Origin of the sequence: Kineococcus sp. R86509, from assembly GCF_042466365.1 — a bacterium.
Taxonomy (GTDB): Bacteria; Actinomycetota; Actinomycetes; order Actinomycetales; family Kineococcaceae; genus Kineococcus.
Genome location: NZ_JAXHCE010000001.1, coordinates 2,795,915 through 2,818,396 on the forward strand (window position 1 = coordinate 2,795,915; position 22,482 = coordinate 2,818,396).

General features: G+C 70.5%; 15 protein-coding genes. 7 read left to right on the plus strand and 8 right to left on the minus strand.

The annotated features are described in order from the left end of the window. Window positions 1-146: 146 nt before the first annotated feature. Complete coding sequence (locus SJY07_RS13795; protein WP_380159865.1) at window positions 147-1,082, plus strand: hypothetical protein; 936 nt, start codon at window positions 147-149, stop codon at window positions 1,080-1,082. Window position 1,083: 1 nt separating this feature from the next. Here the strand turns inward: SJY07_RS13795 and SJY07_RS13800 are convergent, their stop codons facing one another. Next, window positions 1,084-2,235: an NlpC/P60 family protein gene (locus SJY07_RS13800; protein WP_380159867.1), complete on the minus strand. Its 1,152-nt coding sequence runs from the start codon at window positions 2,233-2,235 to the stop codon at window positions 1,084-1,086. Between the two features lie 92 nt (window positions 2,236-2,327). Here SJY07_RS13800 and murJ point away from each other — a divergent pair, with 92 nt between their 5' ends. Further along, on the plus strand, window positions 2,328-4,004 hold the full coding sequence (gene murJ / locus SJY07_RS13805) for a murein biosynthesis integral membrane protein MurJ (protein ID WP_380159869.1): 1,677 nt from the start codon (window positions 2,328-2,330) through the stop codon (window positions 4,002-4,004). Here murJ and SJY07_RS13810 read toward each other — a convergent pair. After that, window positions 3,981-6,143, minus strand: a complete 2,163-nt coding sequence (locus SJY07_RS13810) for a DUF6049 family protein (protein ID WP_328293665.1) — start codon at window positions 6,141-6,143, stop codon at window positions 3,981-3,983. The two genes, murJ and SJY07_RS13810, sit on opposite strands and share 24 nt — an antisense overlap. A gap of 7 nt (window positions 6,144-6,150) precedes the next feature. Next, on the minus strand, window positions 6,151-6,627 hold the full coding sequence (locus tag SJY07_RS13815) for an NUDIX hydrolase (protein ID WP_328293664.1): 477 nt from the start codon (window positions 6,625-6,627) through the stop codon (window positions 6,151-6,153). 124 nt (window positions 6,628-6,751) lie between these two features. On the opposite strand from SJY07_RS13815, the gene SJY07_RS13820 reads away from it, so the two are divergent. Then, a complete protein-coding gene (locus SJY07_RS13820) occupies window positions 6,752-8,197 on the plus strand; it encodes a CCA tRNA nucleotidyltransferase (protein ID WP_380162317.1) in 1,446 nt (481 codons plus the stop codon). A gap of 7 nt (window positions 8,198-8,204) precedes the next feature. On the opposite strand, the gene SJY07_RS13825 is transcribed toward SJY07_RS13820, so the two are convergent. Then, a complete protein-coding gene (locus SJY07_RS13825) occupies window positions 8,205-9,026 on the minus strand; it encodes a type II CAAX prenyl endopeptidase Rce1 family protein (RefSeq protein ID WP_328293662.1) in 822 nt (273 codons plus the stop codon). Between the two features lie 110 nt (window positions 9,027-9,136). On the opposite strand from SJY07_RS13825, the gene SJY07_RS13830 reads away from it, so the two are divergent. The 3 genes from SJY07_RS13830 to SJY07_RS13840 are packed head-to-tail and all read left to right on the plus strand — an operon-like array spanning window position 9,137 to window position 11,909. After that, window positions 9,137-9,706, plus strand: a complete 570-nt coding sequence (locus tag SJY07_RS13830) for a TetR/AcrR family transcriptional regulator (RefSeq protein WP_328293661.1) — start codon at window positions 9,137-9,139, stop codon at window positions 9,704-9,706. Between the two features lie 7 nt (window positions 9,707-9,713). After that, window positions 9,714-10,835, plus strand: a complete 1,122-nt coding sequence (locus tag SJY07_RS13835) for a class I SAM-dependent methyltransferase (RefSeq protein WP_380162319.1) — start codon at window positions 9,714-9,716, stop codon at window positions 10,833-10,835. Window positions 10,836-10,862: 27 nt separating this feature from the next. Further along, the gene (locus SJY07_RS13840; RefSeq protein ID WP_328293659.1) at window positions 10,863-11,909 is read left to right on the plus strand and encodes a GGDEF domain-containing protein; all 1,047 of its coding nucleotides are present in this window, start codon (window positions 10,863-10,865) and stop codon (window positions 11,907-11,909) included. Here SJY07_RS13840 and SJY07_RS13845 read toward each other — a convergent pair. After that, window positions 11,855-12,520 (minus strand): class I SAM-dependent methyltransferase, encoded by a 666-nt coding sequence (locus SJY07_RS13845; protein WP_380159873.1) that lies wholly within the window; start codon window positions 12,518-12,520, stop codon window positions 11,855-11,857. The two genes, SJY07_RS13840 and SJY07_RS13845, sit on opposite strands and share 55 nt — an antisense overlap. A gap of 556 nt (window positions 12,521-13,076) precedes the next feature. Between SJY07_RS13845 and SJY07_RS13850 the strand changes: the two genes are divergently transcribed. Then, entirely contained in the window at window positions 13,077-16,046 is a 2,970-nt protein-coding gene (locus SJY07_RS13850; protein ID WP_380159875.1) for an ATP-dependent helicase, read from the plus strand. 27 nt (window positions 16,047-16,073) lie between these two features. Here SJY07_RS13850 and SJY07_RS13855 read toward each other — a convergent pair whose 3' ends face one another. From SJY07_RS13855 to SJY07_RS13865, 3 genes are all read right to left on the minus strand, one after another. After that, window positions 16,074-18,728 carry a DEAD/DEAH box helicase gene (locus SJY07_RS13855; RefSeq protein WP_380159877.1) on the minus strand — a complete coding sequence of 885 codons (2,655 nt, stop codon included), beginning with the start codon at window positions 18,726-18,728 and terminating at the stop codon, window positions 16,074-16,076. Beyond that, window positions 18,725-20,866, minus strand: coding sequence for a site-specific DNA-methyltransferase (locus tag SJY07_RS13860; RefSeq protein WP_380159879.1), 2,142 nt, complete (start codon window positions 20,864-20,866; stop codon window positions 18,725-18,727). The genes SJY07_RS13855 and SJY07_RS13860 overlap by 4 nt, the downstream gene beginning before the upstream one ends. 93 nt (window positions 20,867-20,959) lie before the next feature. Continuing rightward, window positions 20,960-22,480 (minus strand): AAA family ATPase, encoded by a 1,521-nt coding sequence (locus tag SJY07_RS13865; RefSeq protein WP_380162321.1) that lies wholly within the window; start codon window positions 22,478-22,480, stop codon window positions 20,960-20,962. Window positions 22,481-22,482 lie beyond the last annotated feature (2 nt).

Here is a 22,482-nt window from a genome sequence, read left to right on the forward strand (position 1 = left end):
GCGGCCTACCCCGTCCAGACGTACCCCCCGGTGACCCGTGCGTGATCGCGAGGCCGCGTGCGCGGTCCCGGGCACCATGCTAGGGCGCGATCGGTACGGGACGGTCCGGGCGCGCGGACCGGCGTCCCGGGACCGAGCATGTGACCGTGAACTCCAGCCGAACCTCCCGTGGCCTCCTCGGTGGACTCGCCGCCGGTGCCGTGGGCACCGCGGTCCTGAACGCCGTCACCTACGCCGACATGGCCTGGCGGGGACGTGAGGCCAGCACCATGCCGGCGGACACCGTCGAGGCGCTCGCCGATCACCTCGGTCGACCCGTCGGTGGGTCCGCAGCCCAGCGCGGCAACCGGCTCACCGCACTCGGGGCGTTGTCCGGCACGGTCGCCGGGCTGGGCGTCGGGGCGCTCGTCGGGACCGTCCGCGCGGCGGGACTGCGACTGCCCCGCGGGGTCGGCGCGGTGGTCACCGGGGCTGCCGCGATGGCCGCCACCGACCTGCCCGCCGCCGCCCTCGGGGTCACGGACCTGCGGGAGTGGACCCCGCAGGACTGGGTCTCCGACGCCGTACCGCACCTCGCGTTCGGGGTCGCCGCGCACTCCACGCTGCGTCTGGTCGACCCTGGTGTCCGCCGGGGCTCGACCGCCGTCGTGGACCGGCCCGCGAAGGCCTCCGCCGGTCTCGTGGCGCGCTCGGCCCTGCTCGGGGTGGCCACCGGCGGCCGCAGTTCGCTCGGGTTCGCCGGACCTGCGCTGACGGGGTCGTCGTCGCCCGCGAAGGCCCTCGCCCTCGCCGGGCTCGGGTTCGAGCTCTACCAGGACAAGCAGCCCGCCACCCCGAGCCGGCTGTCCGCCGCGGGGCTGCCCGCCCGGATCGCCTCCGGCGTCGGGGGCGCCGTGGCGCTGGCCCGTCGTGAGCACCGGCGGGTGGCGCTGCCCGTGCTCGCCGGGGCGTTCGGTGCCCTCACCGGGTCGATCGCGGGAGCGTCCTGGCGGTCCTGGGCCGGCGAGTTCGTCCCGGACTGGCAGGCCGCGGTCGTCGAGGACGTCGCGAGCGTGACCCTCGCCGTCCTCGCGTCCCGCTGAGTCAGGCGGCCGAGGGGCGGACGGCGCCGAAGAGGCCGGACATCGCGACGCCCGCCTCGCGGACGACGTCGCCGGTGTGCGGGGCGTGCAGGACCTTGCCGTCGCCGAGGTACAGCGCGACGTGGTGGATGCTCGACGGGTCGCTGCCGTTGGCGTAGAAGACCAGGTCACCGGGCTGCAACTGGTTCAGCGGCACCTTAGGGAGGCCCGCGTACTGCTGACGCGACGTCCGGGGGATGGAGATCCCGGCCTGGGCGTAGGCCCACTGCGTGAGGCCCGAGCAGTCGAACGTCGTCGGACCGGTCGCCCCCCACACGTAGGACATCCCTTCGCGGGTCCAGGCCGCGGCGATCGCCGCCGTGGCCGTGCTCGAGGCGCCCGCGACGGCGTCCGCGACCGACGAAGTGTCCGCGACGGAGGAGGCGTCCCTGGCCTTCGCGTCCGCGACCCCCGCCGCGGCGGCCTGCTGGGCGGCCGCGGCGAGCGCGGCCTGGCGGGCCTGCTCCTCCTCGTCCGCGACGGCCTGCGCCACCGCGGTGTCGGCCGCCGCCAGCAGCGTCCGCTGCTGGGCGAGAGCGGTGGTGACCTGCTCCTCCGCCGTCTTCGCGGCGGCCTGGGCGGTGGTCTTCGCGACGCGGACCTGCTGCAGGTGCGCCTCGGCGGCGGCCGCGCCGGCGCGGGCCGTCGCGGCGGCGGTGACGGTGGTGGTGTCGTCGGCGACGACGCTGCGGGCGAGGAGCGCGCCCCGGGCGGTGGCGTCGACGTCGTCCAGGTCGCCGCTCGAGAGGACCCGGCTGATGCCGCTGGTCAGGGACGCGGAGCCGCCGCTCATGTAGAGGGAGCGGACCCGGCGCGTCGCGTCCTGCGTGGCGGTGGCGCTGTCTCCGGTGGCGGCGTCGAGCGCCGACTGCGCCCGGACCTCCTCCGAGATGGCGGTGGTGGCGTCCTCGACGGCGGTGTCGTAGGCCTCGGTGGCGATGGACTGCTGCAGCTGCAGGGCCTCGACCTGGGCGCGCAACGCGTCGGCCTGAGTCTTGAGAGTCTGGCTGCGCGGCGCGAGCGCCGGGTCCGCGTGCGCCAGGCCCGCGGAGCCGAGCGGTGCGAAGAGGGCGAGCGTCAGCACACCCGTCGACACGACCCGCCTGACGCTCATCACCTGTTCTGAGTCGTCACCGCGTGTGAAGACCTTGACGCGACGGGGGAGTGATGACCCGGTTGGCGCACCGATCCGCCACCATCGTCGGTGTGAGTGCACCGCAGGACCAGACGACGGCCACGCCGGACGAGCCCGCGGCGAGGGACTCCCTCGCCCGGTCGAGCGCGCTGATGGCGAGCGGGACGCTGGTGTCGCGGTTGCTCGGGTTCGGTCGCAGCGTCGTCCAGGGTGCCGCCATCGGCACCACGACGCAGATCGGCGCCCAGACGTTCGACGTCGCCAACAAGGCCCCGAACCTCTTCTACATGCTGCTGGCCGGGGGCGTCCTGAACGCGGTCCTCGTCCCGCAGATCGTCCGGGCGCTGAAGGCACCCGACGGCGGCAAGGAGTACGTCGACCGACTGGTGACGCTCGCCCTCGTGATCATGGCAGTGGCGACGGTGGCCGTGACCCTGGCCGCACCGCTGGTCGTGCACGCCTACGCCACGACCTTCCCGCCGGAGTGGCTCACGCTCACCGCGGCCATGGCCTTCTGGTGCCTCCCGCAGGTCTTCTTCTACGGCCTGTACACCGTGCTCGGGCAGGTGCTGAACGCCAAGGGCAGCTTCGGGCCGTTCATGTGGGCGCCGGTGCTGAACAACGTCGTCGCGATCGCCGGGCTCGTCGTCTTCATGGTCATGGTCCCGAACGCCGGTGAGCTGCGCGCCGACCAGTGGGAACCGTGGATGATCGCCCTGCTCGCGGGAACGGCGACGCTCGGCATCGTCGCCCAGGCCCTCGTGCTCTTCTGGCCGTTGCGTCGCGCCGGTTTCCACTACCGACCGCGTTGGGGCTTCCGTGGCTTCGGCCTGCGCAGCGCCGGCCGCGTCGCGGGCTGGACGTTCGCCGCCGTGGTGGTCGGCCAGCTCGTCTTCTTCTTCACCACCAACACGTCGAACAACGCCGGGCAGGAGCTGACGAAGGCCGGGATCGACGGGGCGACCGGTGCCTCGTACACCTACGCCTACCTGCTCTTCATGCTGCCGCACTCGCTCGTCGCGGTGTCGCTCGTCACCGCCCTGTTCACCCGGATCAGCACCGCGGCCGCCGTCGGGAACGTCGCCGCCGTGCGCCGGGACTTCTCCTCCGGTGCCCGCACGGTCACGGTGACGGGGGCCCTGGCCACGGCCGGGTTCGTCGCCCTCGGACCGGCCCTGGGATCGGCGATGTTCGCCGGGGGCCGGCCGATCGGGCAGGTGCTCGTCGCGATGTCGTTGGGCCTCGTCCCGTTCAGCGTGAACTACCTGGTCAGTCGCGTGTTCTACGCCTACGAGGACGCGAAGACGCCCTTCGTCGTCGCCACCGTCAACGCCGTCGTGACCGCTCTGGGCAACCTGGTCTGCTGGCTCGCGGTCCCCGCGCAGTGGACGGTCGTCGGCGTCGGCGTGACCATGAGCGTCGCCAATGTGATCGCGGGGGTCGTCGGACTGGTCCTGCTGCGGCGTCGGCTGAACCACCTCGACGGGCACGGGATCGACGGGTACCTGCTGCTCCGCACGGGGGTGCGCGTCCTCGTCATCACGGTCGTCGCGGGCGGGATCGGCTTCGCCGGCACCTGGTTCGTCGGGCCGGTGGACGGCCGGCTGCCCAACATCGCCGTCGTCCTCGTCGGTGGGGTCGTCGTCCTGGCCGTCTTCGTCGCCTTCAGCCGGGTGATGCGGGTCCGCGAGCTCGAGGACCTGGTCGCGCCGCTGCTGCGGCGGCTACCCCTGCCCGGTCGGCGCTGACTCGTCCTCGTCCTGGTGGGCGGGGGCGGGGGTCACGTCGGCGTGCTCGGCCTCGTCGACGCGCCGCCGGCCCTTCTTCACAGCGCGGACCACCCCGAGCACGAGCAGCGCGGCCGCGCCCCCGCCGACGACCCCGCTGATCCAGTTCTCCACGTCGGCGCGGACGTTGAGGTCCACCGCGACGGGCGCCCCGATCGCGCTGCCGGCGGGGGTCCGCAGCTGCGCCTCGACGACGACGCTGCCGTTGGCCAGCGCGCGCACCGGCACCCCGACGCGCTGCTGGCTGCGGGCGGGGACGGTCTGACGGGGCACCGCGTCGAGCTGGACCCGCGGGCTGCGGGGCGTCAGCACGAGGTCCACCTGCACCGGGACGTCCAGCTCGTTGACCAGCGTGATCGGCAGCTCGCTGCGTTCGGCGGCCAGGTTGCGGACGCTGCCGCCGGCGATGCTGATGCCCGTCGTGAGGGAGGCGACCGTCCGTTCCAGCGTCTCGCGCGCGGCGGGGAGCTCATCGGTGTGCCCCCGCCAGGACGCCCCCAGCAGCAGCAACGCGGCCCGTTGCTGGGTCAGCAGCCCCGCGTCGGGCCGGCCGTCCGTGGTCTGCAGGGCGCTGGAGAAGTCGTCGACCTCGGTGAGGGCCGACTCGACGTCGGCGACGTGGCGGGCGGGCAGCGCGGCGCGGGCGGTGGCCGTCGCGATCTCCGGGCCGGAGCGCGACCCCGGTCCGGGGTCGGTGGCGATGAGGTCGGTCAGCGACTGCCAGCTCGCCCACCCCGACGCCTCCACGTCGGCGACGAGCGCCTCGATCGCCCCGGCGACGGGGTTGAAGCTGCGCGGGGCCACCAGCAGCTGACCGCGCGCGTCGCTCGGGCGCTGCAACGTCGTCGTCGCGGCCTCGGCGATGAGCCGCTGCCGCACGAGCACCACCTGGTCGGCGTCCACGGAGTCCGCGAGCACCGACGACATCGTCCGGTCCGCCACCACCGCCTCGACGACGGAGTCGAGCACCGTCACGCTCGCCCGCCCCGCCGGGGTGTAGGTGAGGTCCACGTCGGGCGGGAGGCAGGCGTCGTCCAGGACGACGGTGGAGGCCCCGACCCCCAGCGCGAGCGCCAGCAGGTCGTCGTCGGCGGCCTCGTCGGCGGGCCAGGCGACGTCGCGGACCACGACCGCGCCGAGGTCGTCGAAGGCCCCGGCCCCGGCGGCGACGCAGCGTCCCAGCAGGTCGGGCCCGTCCTCGGAGCGGTCCAGGGCGGCGAGGTCCGGGTCGCCGTAGGGCAGGGCGACGACGACGCGGCCGGTCGCGGCGGCCCGCAGGTCGGCCAGCCAGACCGAGACGGTCCGGCTCTCGTCCACGGTGGGTTGCGGGGTGCTCGAGGCGGTCGGCTGACCGCTCGTCCCCGCCGTCGTGACGTTCGCGGCCGCGGCGAGCAGGGCCGGGTCGAGCGCCCACGCGACCCGGGGGTCGGCGCTGGCGCTGACCAGCGGCGCGAGGCGGCCCTCGACGGCGCTCGCGAGCCCGCTCGCCGAGCCGTCACGGCCGGCGACCAGCGGCAGCAGCAGCGTCAACGGCGTCGGCGTGACGCCCTGCGGGGCGGAGACCAGGAACGTGCGGGCACCGCCGACCTTGCCGCTCTTGTCGGAGACCTCGACGGCCGCGAGGTGCGCCCCCACCCCGTTGCCCAGCGCGGCCGCCGGCAGGGTCAGCTCGACCTCGGCGCTCTCGTCGACGGCGAGGTCACCGGTGCCGACGGTGACGTCCTCGGAGCTCGCCGAGGAGCGGGTGATGGACGTGCGCTCCGACGCGCGGGCCCAGCCGTCGAGGGCGGAACGGGCCACCGACGGCGAGCGCTGCGCGACGAGCCGGGCCGTCAGACCGGTCAGGGCGTCGCTCCCGGTGTTCTCCACCCGGGCCCGCACGAGGATCGTCGAGCGGGCGGGATCGGCCGCGGAGTAGGCCGACGGGGTGACCTCCAGCAGGACGACGCGCGCCGGCAGGGTGCTCGCGGTGGTCTCCGCCGTGTCCTCCGGGGTGGGTTTCGCGGTGCTGGCCCGCGCCGGGGCGGCGGCGGCGAGCAGGGCACCACCGCCCGCGAGACCGGCGAGCAGCTGCCGCCGGCTCGGGCCGTTCCCGCTCATGCGGTGGTCACGCCAGTTCGCCCAGCAGTGCGGTCGCGGCGAGGGCGGCCCGACGCTCGTTGGGGAAGGCGAGCCGTGCGTCGAGGTCGCTGAACGCGATCCACTCGACGTCGATGGCCTCGGCGTCCGGGTCGTTCTCCACGGTCAGGGTGCCGCCGGTCGCCTTGAGCAGGAACAGGTGCACGACCTTGTGGATGCGACGGCCGTCGGCTGAGAACCAGTAGTCGATGCTGCCGAGGTCCTCGACGATCTCGCCGCGGATCCCGGTCTCCTCCTCGATCTCGCGCACCGCGGCCTCTTCGAGGGTCTCCTCGCCTTCGAGGTGACCCTTGGGCAGGCACCACTCCTGGCGCCCCGCGCGGTTGAGCCGGCAGATCACCGCGGCCCGCGGGACCCCGGTCGAGAGGTCGACGACGAGCCCACCCGAGGACGTCTCCTGCACGGTGGGCAGCCGGCGACGCGGCTCCCGGGCAGGCTTGACCATCGGCTCACTCTAGCCAGCAGCGCGCACGGCTTCGGGCGTAGACGTGGCAGGCTTGCACCCCGTGCTGCCAGACCCGCTCGCTCGAAGCGCCCCGACGGATCCGAAGACCGCCCTCGAGCAGGCGATGGAGCAGGCCAGGACGCGCGCGATCACCGCGCTGGAACCGGTCATGCCGTTGCTGGTCGACCTCGGCCGCGTCTTCGAGCGGGCCGGGTTCGAGCTGTCCCTCGTCGGCGGGCCGGTCCGCGACGCCTTCCTGGGGCGCCGCTCCGCCGACCTCGACTTCACCACCGACGCCCGCCCCGACGACACCGTCCGGCTGCTGAAGGCCTGGGGTGACGCGCACTGGGAGATCGGCCGCGACTTCGGCACGATCGGCGCGCGCAAGAAGGACGTCGTGGTCGAGGTGACGACGTACCGCTCCGAGAGCTACGACGTCGACTCCCGCAAACCCGAGGTCGCCTACGGTGACGACCTCGTCGGGGACCTGTCGCGGCGCGACTTCACCGTCAACGCGATGGCGATGCGGCTGCCGTCGCTGGACTTCGCCGACCCGCACGACGGTCTCACCGACCTCGCCGCGGGCGTCCTGCGCACCCCCGGGACGGCCGAGCGGTCCTTCTCCGACGACCCGCTGCGGATGATGCGCGCGGCCCGGTTCGCGGCCCAGCTGAAGATGCGGGTCGCGCCCGACGTCGTGACCGCGATGACGGCGATGGCCGAGCGGATCACCATCGTCTCGGCCGAACGCGTGCGGGTGGAGCTGGAGAAGATGCTGCTCGCGGTCGACCCGGTGGCGGGTCTGCGGCTGCTGGTGGACACCGGCCTGGCCGAGCGGGTGCTGCCGGAACTGCCGGCGCTGCAGCTGGAGATCGACGAGCACCACCGGCACAAGGACGTCTACGAGCACTCCCTGACCGTGCTCGAGCAGGCGATCGCCCTGGAGGGCTCCGGCCCCGACGACGAGGTGCCGGGCCCGGACCTGCTGCTGCGGCTGTCCGCGCTGCTGCACGACATCGGCAAGCCCCGCACCCGCCGGTTCGAGGAGGGCGGCGGCGTGAGCTTCCACCACCACGAGGTCGTCGGCGCCAAGCTGGTGGCGAAGCGGTTGAAGGCCCTGCGCTTCGACAACGACACCATCAAGAGCGTCGCCCGCCTCACCGAGCTGCACCTGCGCTTCCACGGCTACGGCGACGGGGAGTGGACGGACTCCGCCGTCCGCCGCTACGTCACCGACGCTGGCCCGCTGCTGCCGCGCCTGCACCGGCTGACCCGCAGCGACTGCACGACCCGCAACGCCCGCAAGGCCAAGCGGCTCTCCGACGCCTACGACGACCTCGAGACCCGGATCGCCCGCCTGCGGGAGCAGGAGGAGCTCGACTCGATCCGTCCCGACCTCGACGGCACCCAGATCATGGCGCTGCTCGGGATCGGACCCTCCCGCGTCGTCGGCCGCGCCTACCAGCACCTGCTGGGGCTGCGGATGGACCGCGGCCCGCTGGGGCCCGAGGTCGCAGAGCAGGAGCTGCGCGCGTGGTGGGCCGAGCAGCCGGAGTCCGCCGGGTCCTGAACCCCGGTCAGCGCCCGGTCCGGTGTCGCCGGGCCAGGACGGCGAACCCGGCCGTCGCCAGGCCCAGGTAGACCAGGACGAGGAGCTCGGCCCCGGGAGCGACGGCGACGTCGACCCCGGTGCGGAAGGACGCGCTGGGGAACACGGTGCGGTTGACGGTCAGGAACGTCAGGTGCGCGGCGACGCAGGCCCACACCGATCCCGTCGCCAGCCGGGCCAGCACGAGCATCGACCCGAAGACGGCGAGCAGCACCGCGTAGGCCACCGGGTCCTGCCCGCCCGGCGCGAAGGTCGGGGGCGGCACCGGCAGGCCCAGGGCGGAGCCCACCGCCCACGTGAGGGAGATCGACGCGGCCGGCGCCAGCACGAAGAGGGCCGTGGTCGCGGCGGCGGCCGGCAGGGTCGGCACCCGGGACGCCAGTGCCCCGAACACCCCGCCCCGGAACGCCAGCTCCTCCGGCACCGCCTCCAGGGCCAGCGCGGCCAGTGTGTTGAGCACCAGGAAGGTCACCAGCACGGAGGCGTCGACCCCGCTGACGCGGGTGGCGCCGGCGGCCGCACCCACCCCGAAGACCGCGACGGCGGACGTGAGGACGACGCCTGCGCCGACCACCGCCTGACGGGGGTTCCGCAGGGCCAGCACCGTGCGCCGGCGACGGTGCACCACCAGCAGCAGGGGGACGGCGACCAGCAGCGTCGTGAGGGCCGGGGCCGCCCGCACGAACCACCCCTCGCCGGTCCCGACCTCGGCTGCGGCGGCGGCGACACCGGCGAGACCGAGGGCCAGGACGAACACGGCCCAGCTGACCGGCGCCGACCACGCGGGCACGGACCGACGACCACGGACGATACGACTGTATCGGAGCATGGAGCCATGGTGACGATACGGTCGTACCGGGCGCAAGGTGTCGGCCTGACGGATCGGACGGAGGGGGACGGGTGTCCGCACGAGAGGCCATCGCGCTCGCCGCGCTCGACCTGGTCGCCGCCGGCGGGGTCGAAGCCGTCAGCGTGCGCACGGTGGCGGCGCGCGCCGGCGTCAGCCCCGGCTCCGTCCAGCACCACTACGGGACGAAGCAGCAGCTCCTGGTCGCCGCGGTGGAACTCGTCGGCCGACGCGTCCGGGCCCGTCTCGAGACCGCCGCCGCCGACGCGGACCCGACGGAGCGCCTGCGCACCCTGGCCCGGCAGCTGCTCCCCCTGGACGACCGGCGCCGCGACGAGGCCCGGGTGTGGCTGGCCTTCGTCGCCCGCGCCGCCGTCGACCCCGAGATCGCCGCCCTGCACAGCCGTGAGTGGGCGGCCCTGCAGGCGGTCTTCGCCGCCCTGCTCGCCGCCCGTCGCCCCGGCGCGGCCGCCGTCACCCCCGCCGACGACGACGCCGCTGCGCACCTGCTCGCGGTCCTCGACGGCCTGGCCGTCGCCGGCATCGCCGAGGACGGCCGCATGGGCCCCGACCGCACCTCGCGTCTGCTCGACGACCTGCTGGAACGCTGGCCACTATCGTGACGCGGTGATCCCACCCGTCTTCGACGTCCTCCGGCGCCGGCCCGACATCGAGGCGCCCGAACTCGTCGCGGTCGACGCGGCGGACCGGCTCCTGCTCGACGAGGCCGCCCCGGCGCTCGCGGGCGCCGACGTCGCGGTGATCGGCGACGACTACGGGGCCATCACCCTGGGGGCGCTCGCGGGCCACCACCCGGCGCGGGTCCGCGTCCACCAGGACCGGCTGTCGGGGGAGCTCGCGCTCGCCGCGAACGCCGCGACCCTCGGCCTGGACGGGTTCCGCTCCCACCCCGTGCCGAACGCCGCGCTGGTGGCCGGCGCGGGCGTGGTGCTGGTGAAGCTGCCGCGCAGCCTCGAAGCCCTCGACGCCACCGCACGGCTCATCGCCCGGCACGCCGCCCCGGACGTCCGCGTGTTCGCGGGTGGTCGGGTCAAGCACATGACGCGCGGGATGAACGACGTCCTCGGGTACGCGTTCACCGAGGTGGACGCGAGCCTCGGCCGGCAGAAGGCCCGGGTGCTGCGTGCGTCCGGGCCCCGCGCCGACGTCGCCGAGGCCGCGCCCCGCCGGGTCCACCACGACGACGTCGGGCTCTGGGCCTGCGCGGTGGGCGGGGCGTTCGCGGGCGCCGGCATCGACATCGGGACCCGGGTGCTGCTGGAGCACCTCCACGTCGTGGCCCGGTCGGATCCCGGCACCGTCCTCGACCTCGGCTGCGGTACCGGACTCCTCGCCGCCGCGGCCGCCCGGGCGTTCCCCGCGGCCCGGGTCCTCGCCACCGACGAGTCCGCGGACGCCGTCGCCAGCGCCGAGCTGACGGCCGCGGCCAACGGCGTCGCCGTCACCGTCACCCGTGACGACGCCGGTGCGTGCATCCCCGACGCCAGCGTCGACCTGGTGCTGCTGAACCCGCCCTTCCACGCGGGCGCGACGGTCCACGCGGCGATCGCCTCGAAGGTGTTCCGGGCGGCGGCCCGCGTGCTCGCGCCCGGTGGCACGTTGTTGACGGTCTGGAACTCCCACCTCACCTACCGCGGAGAGCTCGAGCGCGTCGTCGGACCGACCCGCCAGGTCGCCCGCACCCCGAAGTTCACCCTCACGCGCAGCACTCGGGTGGACTCGGCTCAATGAAGGGCCCCGGCCGGTCGAAGAGATCCCATGACGTGCACCGCGGTGGGTGAGGAGGCCTCCTCGACCCTGCTCTCCTTCGCCGAGGCCGCGTCCCGGGTGCTGGAGCACCTCGAGGCGCAGCTCCCGCTGGGGATGTGGGCGGTCACCCGTCGCGACGGGGAGGAACAGGTCCTCCTCGAGGTCCGCGACCACCTCCACGGTTCGGTCAACGGTGACCGGGTCCCCTGGCGGGGGTCGCTGTGCGAGGCGATGACGCAGGGAGAGGCCGGTTCCACCGGGGCGACCCTCCTCGTGCCCGCCTACGCGGACCGGCCCGCGGTCCGGGAGTGGGGCGTCCGCGCCTACGTGGGCGCGGCGATCCGCACCGACGTCGAGGTCTTCGGAACCGTCTGCGGCTTCCACCCGCAAGAGCTCGACCCGGCCACCGTACGGGGACTGCAGCCGTTGCTGGACCTGCTGGCGGCCCTGCTCGGTCAGATCCTGGTCGCCGAGAAGCTGCGCGAACGGGCCTTCGCGCGCGAGGCCGAACTGCGTCGCCTCGCCACCCGCGACCACCTGACCGGGTTGGCGACGCGGGCGGTGTTCGCCGACCGGCTCGAGCACGCCCTGGACCTGCACCGCAGCACCGGCCGGGCCCTGACCGTCCTGCTCTTCGACCTCGACGACTTCAAGAGCGTCAACGACACCCTCGGCCACGCCGCGGGCGACGAGGTGCTGGTGGCGCTGGCGCAGCACTGGCAGCCGATCATCCAGCCGGGGAACACCCTGGCCCGGTTGGGCGGTGACGAGTTCGCCCTGCTGGTCGAGAGCGGGCTCAGCGTGGGCGAGGTGTCGAAGCGGGCCGAGGCGGTGCTGGCCGGCCGGCACGAGATCGCCGGCACGGCGATCACCGTCGGGGTCAGCGTCGGGCTGGCGCACCTCCCGGGGCAGGCACCCACCCTCGACGCCAAGGAGTTCCTGGGTCGCGCCGACGCCGCGATGTACGCGGCCAAGCGGGCCGGCAAGGGACGCCTCGTCGACTACGACACCCTCAGTGCTCCGGTCCCGTCCGCGCGCAGCTCCCACAACCCGTAGCGCACGACGTAGGAGTACTCGTCGTGGCGCCAGGCCGGCACGAACCGGTACGACCACGGCGACAACCCCGCCGCGGTGATCGCCGCGAGCTGCGCGGTGGCGTCGTAGGCGTGCATGTCGATCCCGGGCAGCCCGTCCTCGGAGAACGCGCGCCGCGAACTGCCCGGCGTGGTGCGGTCCTCGACGATCCCGACCAGCACCCGCGCCCCGGGCGCGCACACGTCGGCGAGGTTGCCCAACGTCCCCGGCAGGTCGCGGCAGAACTCCAGGCAGCCCACGGCGACGACGACGTCGAAGCGTCCCCAGGAACCGGGCAAGGGGTCGTGGAAGTCGTGCTGCTCGTAGCGACCGTCGGGCCGGCCGAGGTTCGCCTCCGCGAGCATGCCGGGGGAGAGGTCGGTACCCGTGACGTGGACGTCGGGGGCGAGGTCGCGGGTCAGCTGCCCCGGCCCGCAGCCGACGTCGAGGACGCGGCACTCCGGCGTCACCTCACGCAGCAGGAAGTCCGCGACGAGCGGGCCGTAGTGCTCCAGCGACCGCCAGCCCGGCACGTAGTGCGGGGCGAAGTCGTCGTAGTAGAGCTCGATGGCTTCGCTGTCGTCGTGCGTCACCCGTGGAGTCAACCCCATCTCACCGTTCGTAGCCCCGCCGCGGTCAGCGCAGCGAGGACCACGACGCGATGAACGACGCCTGGCAGAGGAGCGCGAGGACGGTGACGACCAACCCGGCGGTCCCGGGCGTCGAGGACGAGGTGTTGGCCGGTGGTGAAGGTCTGCAGCACCACGAGGGAGGCCAGCAGTCGACCCGTATCGCGGCGGCATCGGGGAAGAGGTGCGGTCGCTCGAGTGGCGACGCCCACCCCCGCCCTGCCGGGTGGTTCCGTGCCCTCTCGTCCTGACCGTCCCAATCGGCGGGTCGACGTTGATAGCGGGGCCGTCAGCAAATCCGAAATCCTGCTTGAGTCGGTTGTCGTGCAGCTGCGGTCCGGCGTCATCTCGGTAGGGGGCTGACGGTGGTGAACAGGCCGTGCAGACCCAGCGGGTGTGTGGCACAGGTGCCCGGTCGGCTGATGATCACAGCGGACGCGATGCGGAGCTGGGTCGCGCAACGTGGTCCGCCTATTGTTGAAGTCGTGGCGATCTGGCACGAGGCGAGAAGGGGAGTGGCGTGAAGTTCAAGTTCAAGCCGACTGGCAGCGCGCCGAGCGTTCCGCCGCCCGCGCCGTTCACGGTTCGAGCTGAGCGTCCGTCTACGCAGCCGGTCCCGGCCGCCGGCACCACACGTCCGTCGTCGACGTACCCAGACGAGACTGTGCGCTCACTGGCGACCCCGACGCTCATCGGTGTGGCTCCCGGCCCGGCGTTGCCGTCGCACGAGAGGAAAGCACCGCTCGTCGCGGACATTCCGCGCCTCGAGGGTGACGCCGCGAAGGCTGTCGCCCATCGCGGCAGCCACATCCAGATCATCGCGGCCGCGGGGTCCGGCAAGACCGAGGTCGTCTCGCAACGCGTCGCCTCACTCCTCGCGGATGGTGAGCCGCCTGAATCGATCGTCGCGTTCACCTTCACCGAGAAGGCCGCGAGCGAGCTGAAGGAGCGCATCCGCGAGCGCGTGACGGCGCTGGAGGGACCGGACGCGAGCGACCAGCTCGGGCGACTGTTCGTGGGCACGATCCACGCCTACTGCTTCCGGCTGCTCCAGACGTACGTCCCGAAGTACGAGACCTACACGCCGCTCGACGAGAACCAGCTCACCAACCTGCTGTACCGGGAGAACTACCTGTTGGGACTCAAGAAGATCGACGCGAACCAGCGCACGTTCGCGGGGATCAGGAAGTTCCAGCGCGGTGTCGACGTCATCGAGAACGAGCTGATTGACCTCGCTGGCCTTCCTGACGACGACTTCAAGGCGGCCGTCGTCGAGTATTACGCGATGCTCGACCGCTACCAGTTCATGTCGTTCGGTACGCAGATCGTCAGAGCCGTTGAGGCGCTGGCTGACCCCGCCGTGCACGCCGCCGTGACCGCGGCGCTGAAGCACCTCATCGTCGACGAGTACCAGGACGTCAACCCGGCACAAGAACGACTCATCGAGCTTCTCGCCAAGCCGAAGGGCTCGGCAGACGTCGTCGTCGTCGGTGACGACGACCAGGCGATCTACCAGTGGCGCGGCTCGGCGGTCGAGAACATCGTCACCTTCGACCAGCGGCACCCGAGTGTCGCGAGGTTCAAGCTCCTGACGAACCGCCGGTCTCGTCCGGGAATCGTCGAACTCGCGAACCTGTTCGCAGGCACGATCCCGGGCCGGATCGACAAGGTGATGAACCCGTTCCGGCCAGCGCAGGGCCCGTCCGTCGGGTTCACTCACCATCCCGGCACCGAGGACGACGACGCCGCGACGATCGCCGAGAAGATTGCCGACCTGCGAGCCGGGGGCGTCCAGTACCGAGACGTCGCCATCCTCGTGCGCGGCAGGGCCGCGTACCCCGCGATCATGCGTGCCCTCGACGCAGCCGGTATCCCTGTCCAGCCGGGTGGGCGCACCGGCCTGTTCGTGCAGCCCGAGGCCGAGGTCTTCGCGGCGACGTACGCCTGGATCGCCGACGTCGACTGGTCCGCCGACACGTACGCGGGTCGCGAGGTCGTCAGGCTCGAACGGTTGCTCGACAGCTACTCCGCCGTCTTCGAGCTGAGCGAGGGCCAACGAGCAAAGCTCGTCGAGCACTTGCCGGCGTGGAAGGGCAAAGCGCTGGCCAGCACGTTCAACGAGAGTCTGGTCGGCGACTTCTACGACCTCGTCGGAATGCTCGGCGTGAAGACCTGGGACCTGTCGAGTGCGCTGGTGCGCAACCGGCTCGGGACGGTTGCCCGGTTCACGAACGTCCTCGCCGACTACGAGGGCGTGAGCTGGCGGTCACGACGCGACCCGAACGCCCCCGGCGAGCAGGTCGGCGCGCGCAGCGGTGGCGAGTGGTTCTACCGCAACTTCGCGATCCTCCTCGCGAACTACGCGAACGGCTCCTACGACGACTTCGCCGGCGAGGAGGACCTCGTCGCCGACGGCGTCGCTCTGGGCACGGTGCACGGCTCCAAGGGTCTCGAGTGGCCCGTCGTGTTCCTCCCGTCCCTCGTGACGACCCGGTTCCCGTCCAGCAAGATCGGGCATGCGCAAGACTGGCCGACCTCACTGCTCGGCCGGTTCGACCGCACCCGGTACGAAGGGACGGACGCCGACGAGCGCCGACTGTTCTACGTCGCCATCACGCGGGCACGCGACGCCGTGTTCCTCTCCGCCTACTCGCGATTCGCCGGAGGAAAGGTTCGTCGAGTCTCGCGGTACCTCGACTACGTGATGACGGAGTTCACGCAGCACGGCGAGCCGGTCAAGATATCGGGCAAGCAGGTAGGCGGCGCGAAGGAACTAGCCGTCACCTACAGTGAGCTCGCCGCGTTCGAGTCGTGCCCTCGCGGGTACCTGCTCAAGAGCGAACTTGGGTTCATGCCGACCATCCAGCCGGAGCTCGGGTACGGCAACGCGGTGCACCACACCATGCGCGTCATCGCCGAGCGCACGAAGGCGACGGGCGAGCCACCGACAGTGGCCCAGATCGACGCACTGCTCAACTCTGAATTCTTCCTGCCGTACGCCAACAAGGCCGGTCACAAGGAGATGCGGGAGAAAGCGCAACGACTCGTGCAGCGGTATGTGCGCGACCATTCGAGCGAGTTGTTGCGCACGTGGGCGACGGAACGCCCGTTCGAGCTTTACCTCGACGGTGCCGTGGTGTCCGGCCGCGCGGACGTCATCTACGACGAGCATGACGGGCAGATCGGCAGTCTCGCCATCGTCGACTACAAGACGTCGATCAGCGACGAACCGGACCCGCTCCAGTTGCAGATCTACGCCGAGGCCGGCAAGAGGGAGGGGCTCGACGTCGTGGGCGCGTTCGTCGACGACATGGGAACGACGGTCCGCTACCAGGTCGCCGTCGACCCGGCCGCGCTCTCACACGCAGAGGCGAGCGTCATCGCGACGGTGGACAGCCTTCGTCGCCGTCAGTTCGAGCCGCGGCCCGAGAAGGCGAAGTGCCGCGCGTGCGACGTCCGGCGCGTCTGCAACGCGGCGGCCACTCGGTAGGGACCGAGCGGCCGCCGCGTGATCGTGTTAGGAGACGCCACCCTTGTCCGTGCGGGCGCCGGTGTGCCAACTGTCGAGGTCGAACTCAATCGCCAGGTCGGAGCGGTAGATCTCGACTGCCGGCCTCGCCTCGTTCCGGACTGCGGCGCGGACCTCAGGATCCTTCATGTCGAGGACGCGCATCGAACGCGTGTTCTCGAGCTGCGACAGCATCTCGATCCGATGGAACGAGTCGCCGTACTCCTCGGCGAAGTCGGCCAACGCGCGCAGCTTGATCGAGGCGTCCGACAGGTGATGACCATGTGGGTCGACGATCGATGCCCGGACCTCACCGTTCACCTCGTGGAAGAACAAGAAGTCTGGGTAGAGGCCCGCCCAGTTGCCCTTGTCGTTGCGGTACGAGATCGCAAACGAGTCGCCCGCGCCGCGCGGAGGATTGCGGTACCAGCCGACGGCGCCGGGACGGTCAAGCTCCGCTCGGACCACCCGGCGCTCCCAGTTGTTCAGGGTTGACAACGGGAAGTTGCCGTCCGGCGTCGACATCAGGTGAAGCGGGACGAGCGGTGCCTTGATGTCGAGCGAGAGCGTGCCGTCGGCCTCCTTGTCGCAGAACTCCTCCATGCGCGAGCGCGGGCGGCTGAGTGTGTCGCGCTGGGGTTCGGTCGTCATCGCCCGGATGTCCTTGTACTCGTCCTGGCGCGTGTCCGGGAGCCCCTTGAGGGCTACACGGTGTACGGCGAACCACTTGTCGACAAGGGCGGTCGCCTCCTGGTCAACCTTCTCCCGCACCTCCGGGATCGTCGCGAGCGCGGACGCTCGGACGTACGCGTCCCGCAGGCCGTCGTCGTCCCCGTCTGTGTCCTCGCCTGCGAGGTGGTCGACGTACGAGAGGGCGATGTCTGCGCCGAACGCCTTCTTCGCGTCCTCGAAGGCAGACCGGATGGCGCGGTCGTCGGCACGGATGGAGAACTCGCGGTACGAGAGCTTCTTCGACGACGTCGAGCCCGAGATCTCCTGCACGTCGACGCGGTGGACCTCTCCCACCTGTTCGTCGAGGAGGTTCTTGTACCGGACCGCGTAACCGTCAAGGACTGCGTGCATCTCCTGCTCGGCCGCCGACAACGCTCCCGGCAGGATCCCGTCCTGGGCGAGAGCTTGGGCAAGCGCTACGAGTCGCTTGACCGGGCGTGCGCCGCGCTTCGGCAGGGTCTGCGTGGGCAGCGAGTCCCACACCGCCCAGACCGCGTCGGTGATGTTCGGGTTGGGTAGCAGCTCACGGCCGTCAAGAAGGATCTTCTTGGTCTCCTTGCCGGGCATCTCTTCGAGCTGCCCAGTCAGGTAGCGGACCACCTGACCGGCCGTGGTGCGGTCGAAGAACGGCAGGATGCACTCGACCGAGTTGAGGCGCTCGTCGCCCGGAACGCGGCGGGCGAGCGGGTTGCGGACCATGCGCCCGAGAAGCTGGGTGATGTGCGTGTTGTCCTTCGCGGGCCGGAACGACACCATCACCTCGGCGCGCGGGCAGTCCCAGCCGGTCGAGATCGCGTCCTTCGCAATGAGAACACGGATGCTGGTCTCATCCTGGACGCGCTGTGGCGCGATCCAGTCGACGTTCCAGCCGCCGAACCGTTGCTGAGTGTGCTCGCCGAACACGTGCGCGACGTTGCCCTCGCCGAGGTTCGGATACACCTGCGCGATCGCGTCGAGTGCATGGCTGATTGCATCAGGGTCGGGCGTGTTGGGCGTCTGGAAGACGAGCAGCGGTGTGACGGTCTCCGTGAACCCCTGCGCCTTCGAGTACTTCGCCCAGCGGCGGGTCGATTCCACGAGCCGCTCTGCAGCCAGCGTGACGAGGGCTGTGTCGAAGTTGCCGGACTCGTTCGGAATGTTGAGCGAGACGACGTCCTTGACGAGCCCGGACTCCTGCACCCGGTTCGGGTCCACGTTCACCGGCGGGAAGAGCCGACGGCGATCGGTCGCCGCGTCGGCCTCCTTCATCGCGGTCTGGAACCGCTCAATGGTGGCCGAGATGCCCCACACGATCGGGATCGGCGGGTATCCGGCGTGACCGTTGACGAGTCGCTGGACGATCGTTGACTTGTCGCGCGTGACCTTGGTGTTGAAACCGCGGTGTGCCTCGTCCAAGACGAGGTAGAGAGTTCGGTCCTCGTCCTGGATCGTGTTGGCGATCGTCTCCCAGACGGTGTGGCCTTGCATGTCCGGGGTGATCGCAATGTCCAGGGCGTCCTGCGCGTCCGGATCGGCAACGTGTCCACGCGTCAGTAGGGAGTTCTTGGTGAGCTTGCCTGTGTTGAGGAAGTACACCTTGCCCGGGTCGAGCTTCGGACGAGAGAACGGCGGCTCAATCGTCACGAGGTCGGACGGCGTGAACTTCTCCGACGCGTCCATGAGGCGACCGCGAGTTTGGTCATTGAGGCTTGGGTCGTCCGAGAACCAAAGGACGACGGCACCCTCGTCGGGCTCGACGTCAAACTTCTCCGAACCGTAGAAGAGCGCTTCGATCGCGGCCGCCGCCATCACGGTCTTGCCTGCGCCAGTCGGGGCGGTCAGCGCGAGCGACGACACCTCGCCGTCGCGCTGCCAGGACGTCGTCGCACGCTCCAGGGCGTTCAGGACGTCGTCGACAGCGTCCTCCTGGTAGTCCTTCAGCGTGAACTTCACAGCACGCTCCTGCCCGTCTCGATCTCGAAGTTGCGCATGTACGCCTCGTATAGCCGAACAGGCTCGACACCCTCGGGAAGTTCACGGACGACGGCCTCGAACAGGCGGTCCTCGTCCGTCACGATGAACGCGTGAGTGATCGTTCCGCTCGCCGCAACCGCCTTCACGAACTGCCCTGACTGGTCGAGGTCCGCGACCACGCCGTAGCTGTCGGCGACGTCCCACCCCGCCGAAATGTCCTCAATCCGTCGGCCGCGTGACCCCGCCCGCATCCAAAGTAATGGGGCAACTTTGCGAAACTCGCGATTCGATGAGACCCGTAAGGGTGCTTCGTGGGTGAGGGTAAAGAATTCGACGTTCTCAGCGAACCCCTCTGCGATTGGAAACTGTTGCCCGAACTTGTAGTCGCCGTCAATCCGGATGCCTTGTTTGTCGACGCCTAGCGCAGCCGCGCGGATTCTAGGCTCTGTCGCGAGCCGGAAAATGCCCTTGCTTTCCCAGGTATCGTCTCCCGGGCGAAATCCCGCCGTGCGCAAGGCTGCCACTTCGTCTGAGCTCACCTCGTTGTTTGTCACGAGAATCGACTGCCTGGCCCCGCCGTCGGCGCGATTAAGTCGCATCACTGCATGAGCCGTGGTTCCCGAACCTGCAAAGAAGTCGACAACTACTGCGTTTTTCTTGTTGTCAACATAGAAGCGAAGGGCATCCTCGACGGCGTACACGGACTTCGGGAACGAAAACCTCCCCTGACCGATCAGCTTGTTGAGTAACTGCGAGCCATGGTAGGTCGCATCGTGACTTGAGATGTTCCACTGGGTGCCAGGGATGAACGTGTGCTCGTACTCACCAGAGTCGAGAAGCACATGTCCATCCACCGGGTCTCGTCCAGCTATCGCTACCAGGCTCTGCTCAATCTTTTCGATGCTTCCGCGCTTCAAATAGGAGATTGGATAGCCATTGGCGTTCGCGCGCCCAATGCGCACGAACCCTTTTGTGACCAAGCTCATCAGTGCGGTCGGAGAGATTTGCCAGTTTGCCTCGACGCCGTCTGGTCGAAGCGGCCATGCGATGATCGCTCCGTCGGGAGCGGCGACGGTCGATCGATTTGCGCTCAATGAGAGCGGATCGCCTGCGCCGACGATCCTAGGACCTGTCGGATCGATGTAGATTGGGTAAAAGAGGCGGGGCCGGTCCGTCCGAAGCGAGTTCGTGCCAGCTCGGCGCAATTGGGACCAAACGACACCGCCTGCTGCAGCGCTCGTACCCTTGCCAAGCTGCCATTCATCGGCGAGCGCGAGTTTAGCGACTGCGGCGGATCCGAATGCAACGAAAAAGATGTACTCATCGGTGCGATAGAACTGTTGTGATCGCGCGACTCCTTTTTGGGCGATAATCGAGGAGACCATCTGGATCCTAGCGTCCGGAAAGGTCTGTTCAAGTAAGAGGCCCGTTCGCAGGTATTCTTTCTCGTCAATCGTAACGATCAGTACGGAATCCTTGGGATTGAGCAGTTCTTGGGCTAGGAGCAGTCGCCTCTCCATAAAGGCGAGCCACTTCGAGTGGCGATAGAGGTCGTCGCCCTCGACGTAGTCATTGTTGTATTTCCAGTCCTTGGCCCCCGTGTTGTAAGGCGGGTCGATATAGATGCAGTCGACCTTGCCTCGATGAGTGAAAAGTAGTGTCTGGAGAGCGTGATAGTTCTCCGCATTAATGACCGTGTGGAACGGCTTGCCGTCGCCGCGCTCGATCGTTCCGGTCGAGACAAGGCCCGGGTAGATTGGGTCGCGGAACTCTGCGACGACGATGAGGTCGTCAACCAGCGATGTGGATTGCTCACCGCCTGCGAGCAGTTCGAGCGACGCGTTCCGTGTGCCCTCGTCGTTCTTGGTGATGCCGATAACCCGCCACAGCCGCTCGTCCTGGTACGCGATCCTTGAACCGCGTGGTGCGAGCACGCGAACCTTGTCGCCCTTGCGGACGGGGCGGCCGGGGAGCTCAACGGCCTCCGGGACGTGTCGCTCGAAGTTGAGTCCGAACGAGCGGCGGTCGGCGAGGGCGTCGACCTCGCGGCGCAGGTCCTTGGCGAGGTCGGGGTCGGAGGCGTCGAGGCGCCGAAGCAGATCGTTCAGTCGGGACATGGTGTTCCTTTGCCGCTGCGTTGCTGGTTCTACGGAAGTTTTCCAGAGGGTGGAGACACAGCCGGGGGATCGTTCGGGCATCTGGAAGGCGGATCACTCATCGTCGTCGGACACGTCGATCTGGCCCCGCGCGAACGTCGCCAGGATGCGCTGATGGGTCTGCCGTGGGAGCTGGCGGTTGCCGGGCTCTCCGAACGGAGTGCCCGGGCGGGCGGGCGCCTCGCCGAGAAGCGTGTCCAGGCCCGGTCGGGTCACCATGAGCAGGCCGTGTGTAGCTCGCGTACAGGCCACCGCGAGACGCCCGAACGCTGAGTTGAACGAGTCGAGCTCGTCCGCCCCGTTGAGCGGGTGGACCGCAATCGTGATGCCGTTCGTGCGGCCCTGCCAGGAGTCGACGGTGGACGCCACGAGGTCGCGGTCCGTGAGGTCATGCCTCTTCCGGAGCCGTTCGACCGCCTGCTCAGCGTCGTCGACAGACTGGTTGCGTGTCGCGAGGATCGTGACGAGCGGGTCCTGGTGCGGACCGCCGCTGCGCAACGTGGTGGTGATCCCGGTAGACCGCCCGGAATCGTCAGTGTCGTACTCCGCTCGGATCAGGGAAGGGCCGGCCGCGAAGAACGAGTCCAGCAGCTCCTCGACGAAGTCGGTAAGAGGGAGGTCCACGTCGGCTGCTTCGGGCTCGGGGAGGCCGTCGACCTCGAGCAGCGTGGGTACGCCCGTGCCGACCTGCTGCCAGATCACCGTCTCCGGGCCGGACATCGTGCCGAGGTCGACAGCGCGGTCGCCAGGGCCGGCAACGCATTCGAGCGACTCCCATTCCGGGTAAAACGCCCGCCAGAGGGCGAGGTGGCCGGCCGCCGGGCGCCATACGGCGGGCAGCTCGCGGGTCCAGGTGCGGGCGTCACCGTCGTAGTCCGTGGGCCAAGCGCGGTAAGGGTTGTACCCGGGGTCGCCGCGCCACGGGTTCTGACCGGCCTCGAGCGGTGGCAGTTGGCCGACGTCACCCACGCCGACCCACTTCGGCGCAACCTTGGTGATCTTGTCGAAGAGGTGGTGCGCGACCTGCCACGCCTCGTCCACGAAGAGCGCGTCGAACGGTGACCCGCTGCTGTGGCCGGAGCCGAGGTGGTCGGTGAGGCGTCGGAGCTCGCCCATCGCGCCGAGCTTCGACACGGTGGCGATGACGACGACCGCGCTCTGCGGGATAGCAGTCGCCGTGGTGGCGACTTCAACCTTCTCGAAGACCTCGTCGGGGATGTCGCCCCACGTTGCCTGCGCGGCGAACAAGCAGACGGCGTCCCGCCCGAGCGCCTCACCGAGTGCCGGTGCGAGATCCCGGATCTGCTTGTTCTGGAAGGCGACCACGGCCACGCGGGCGCAGTTCGGGTGCGTGACGGCCTCGGCGACCATGCGCTTGAGCGCGTACGACTTGCCGGCACCGGCCGCGGCTTTGAGCAGGATCCGCTCCATCGGGGAGGTGCCCGAGAGCATGGCCTTGAGCTCGGTGGAGGCTGCCGCTGCGACCTCGTCGTTCTGGCGGGCGGCGGCCGCGTGGTGGACCTCGCTGTGCGCGACGTACGTCGGTGGGGTGAAGGGGCCCTCCTGGTCCATCATCG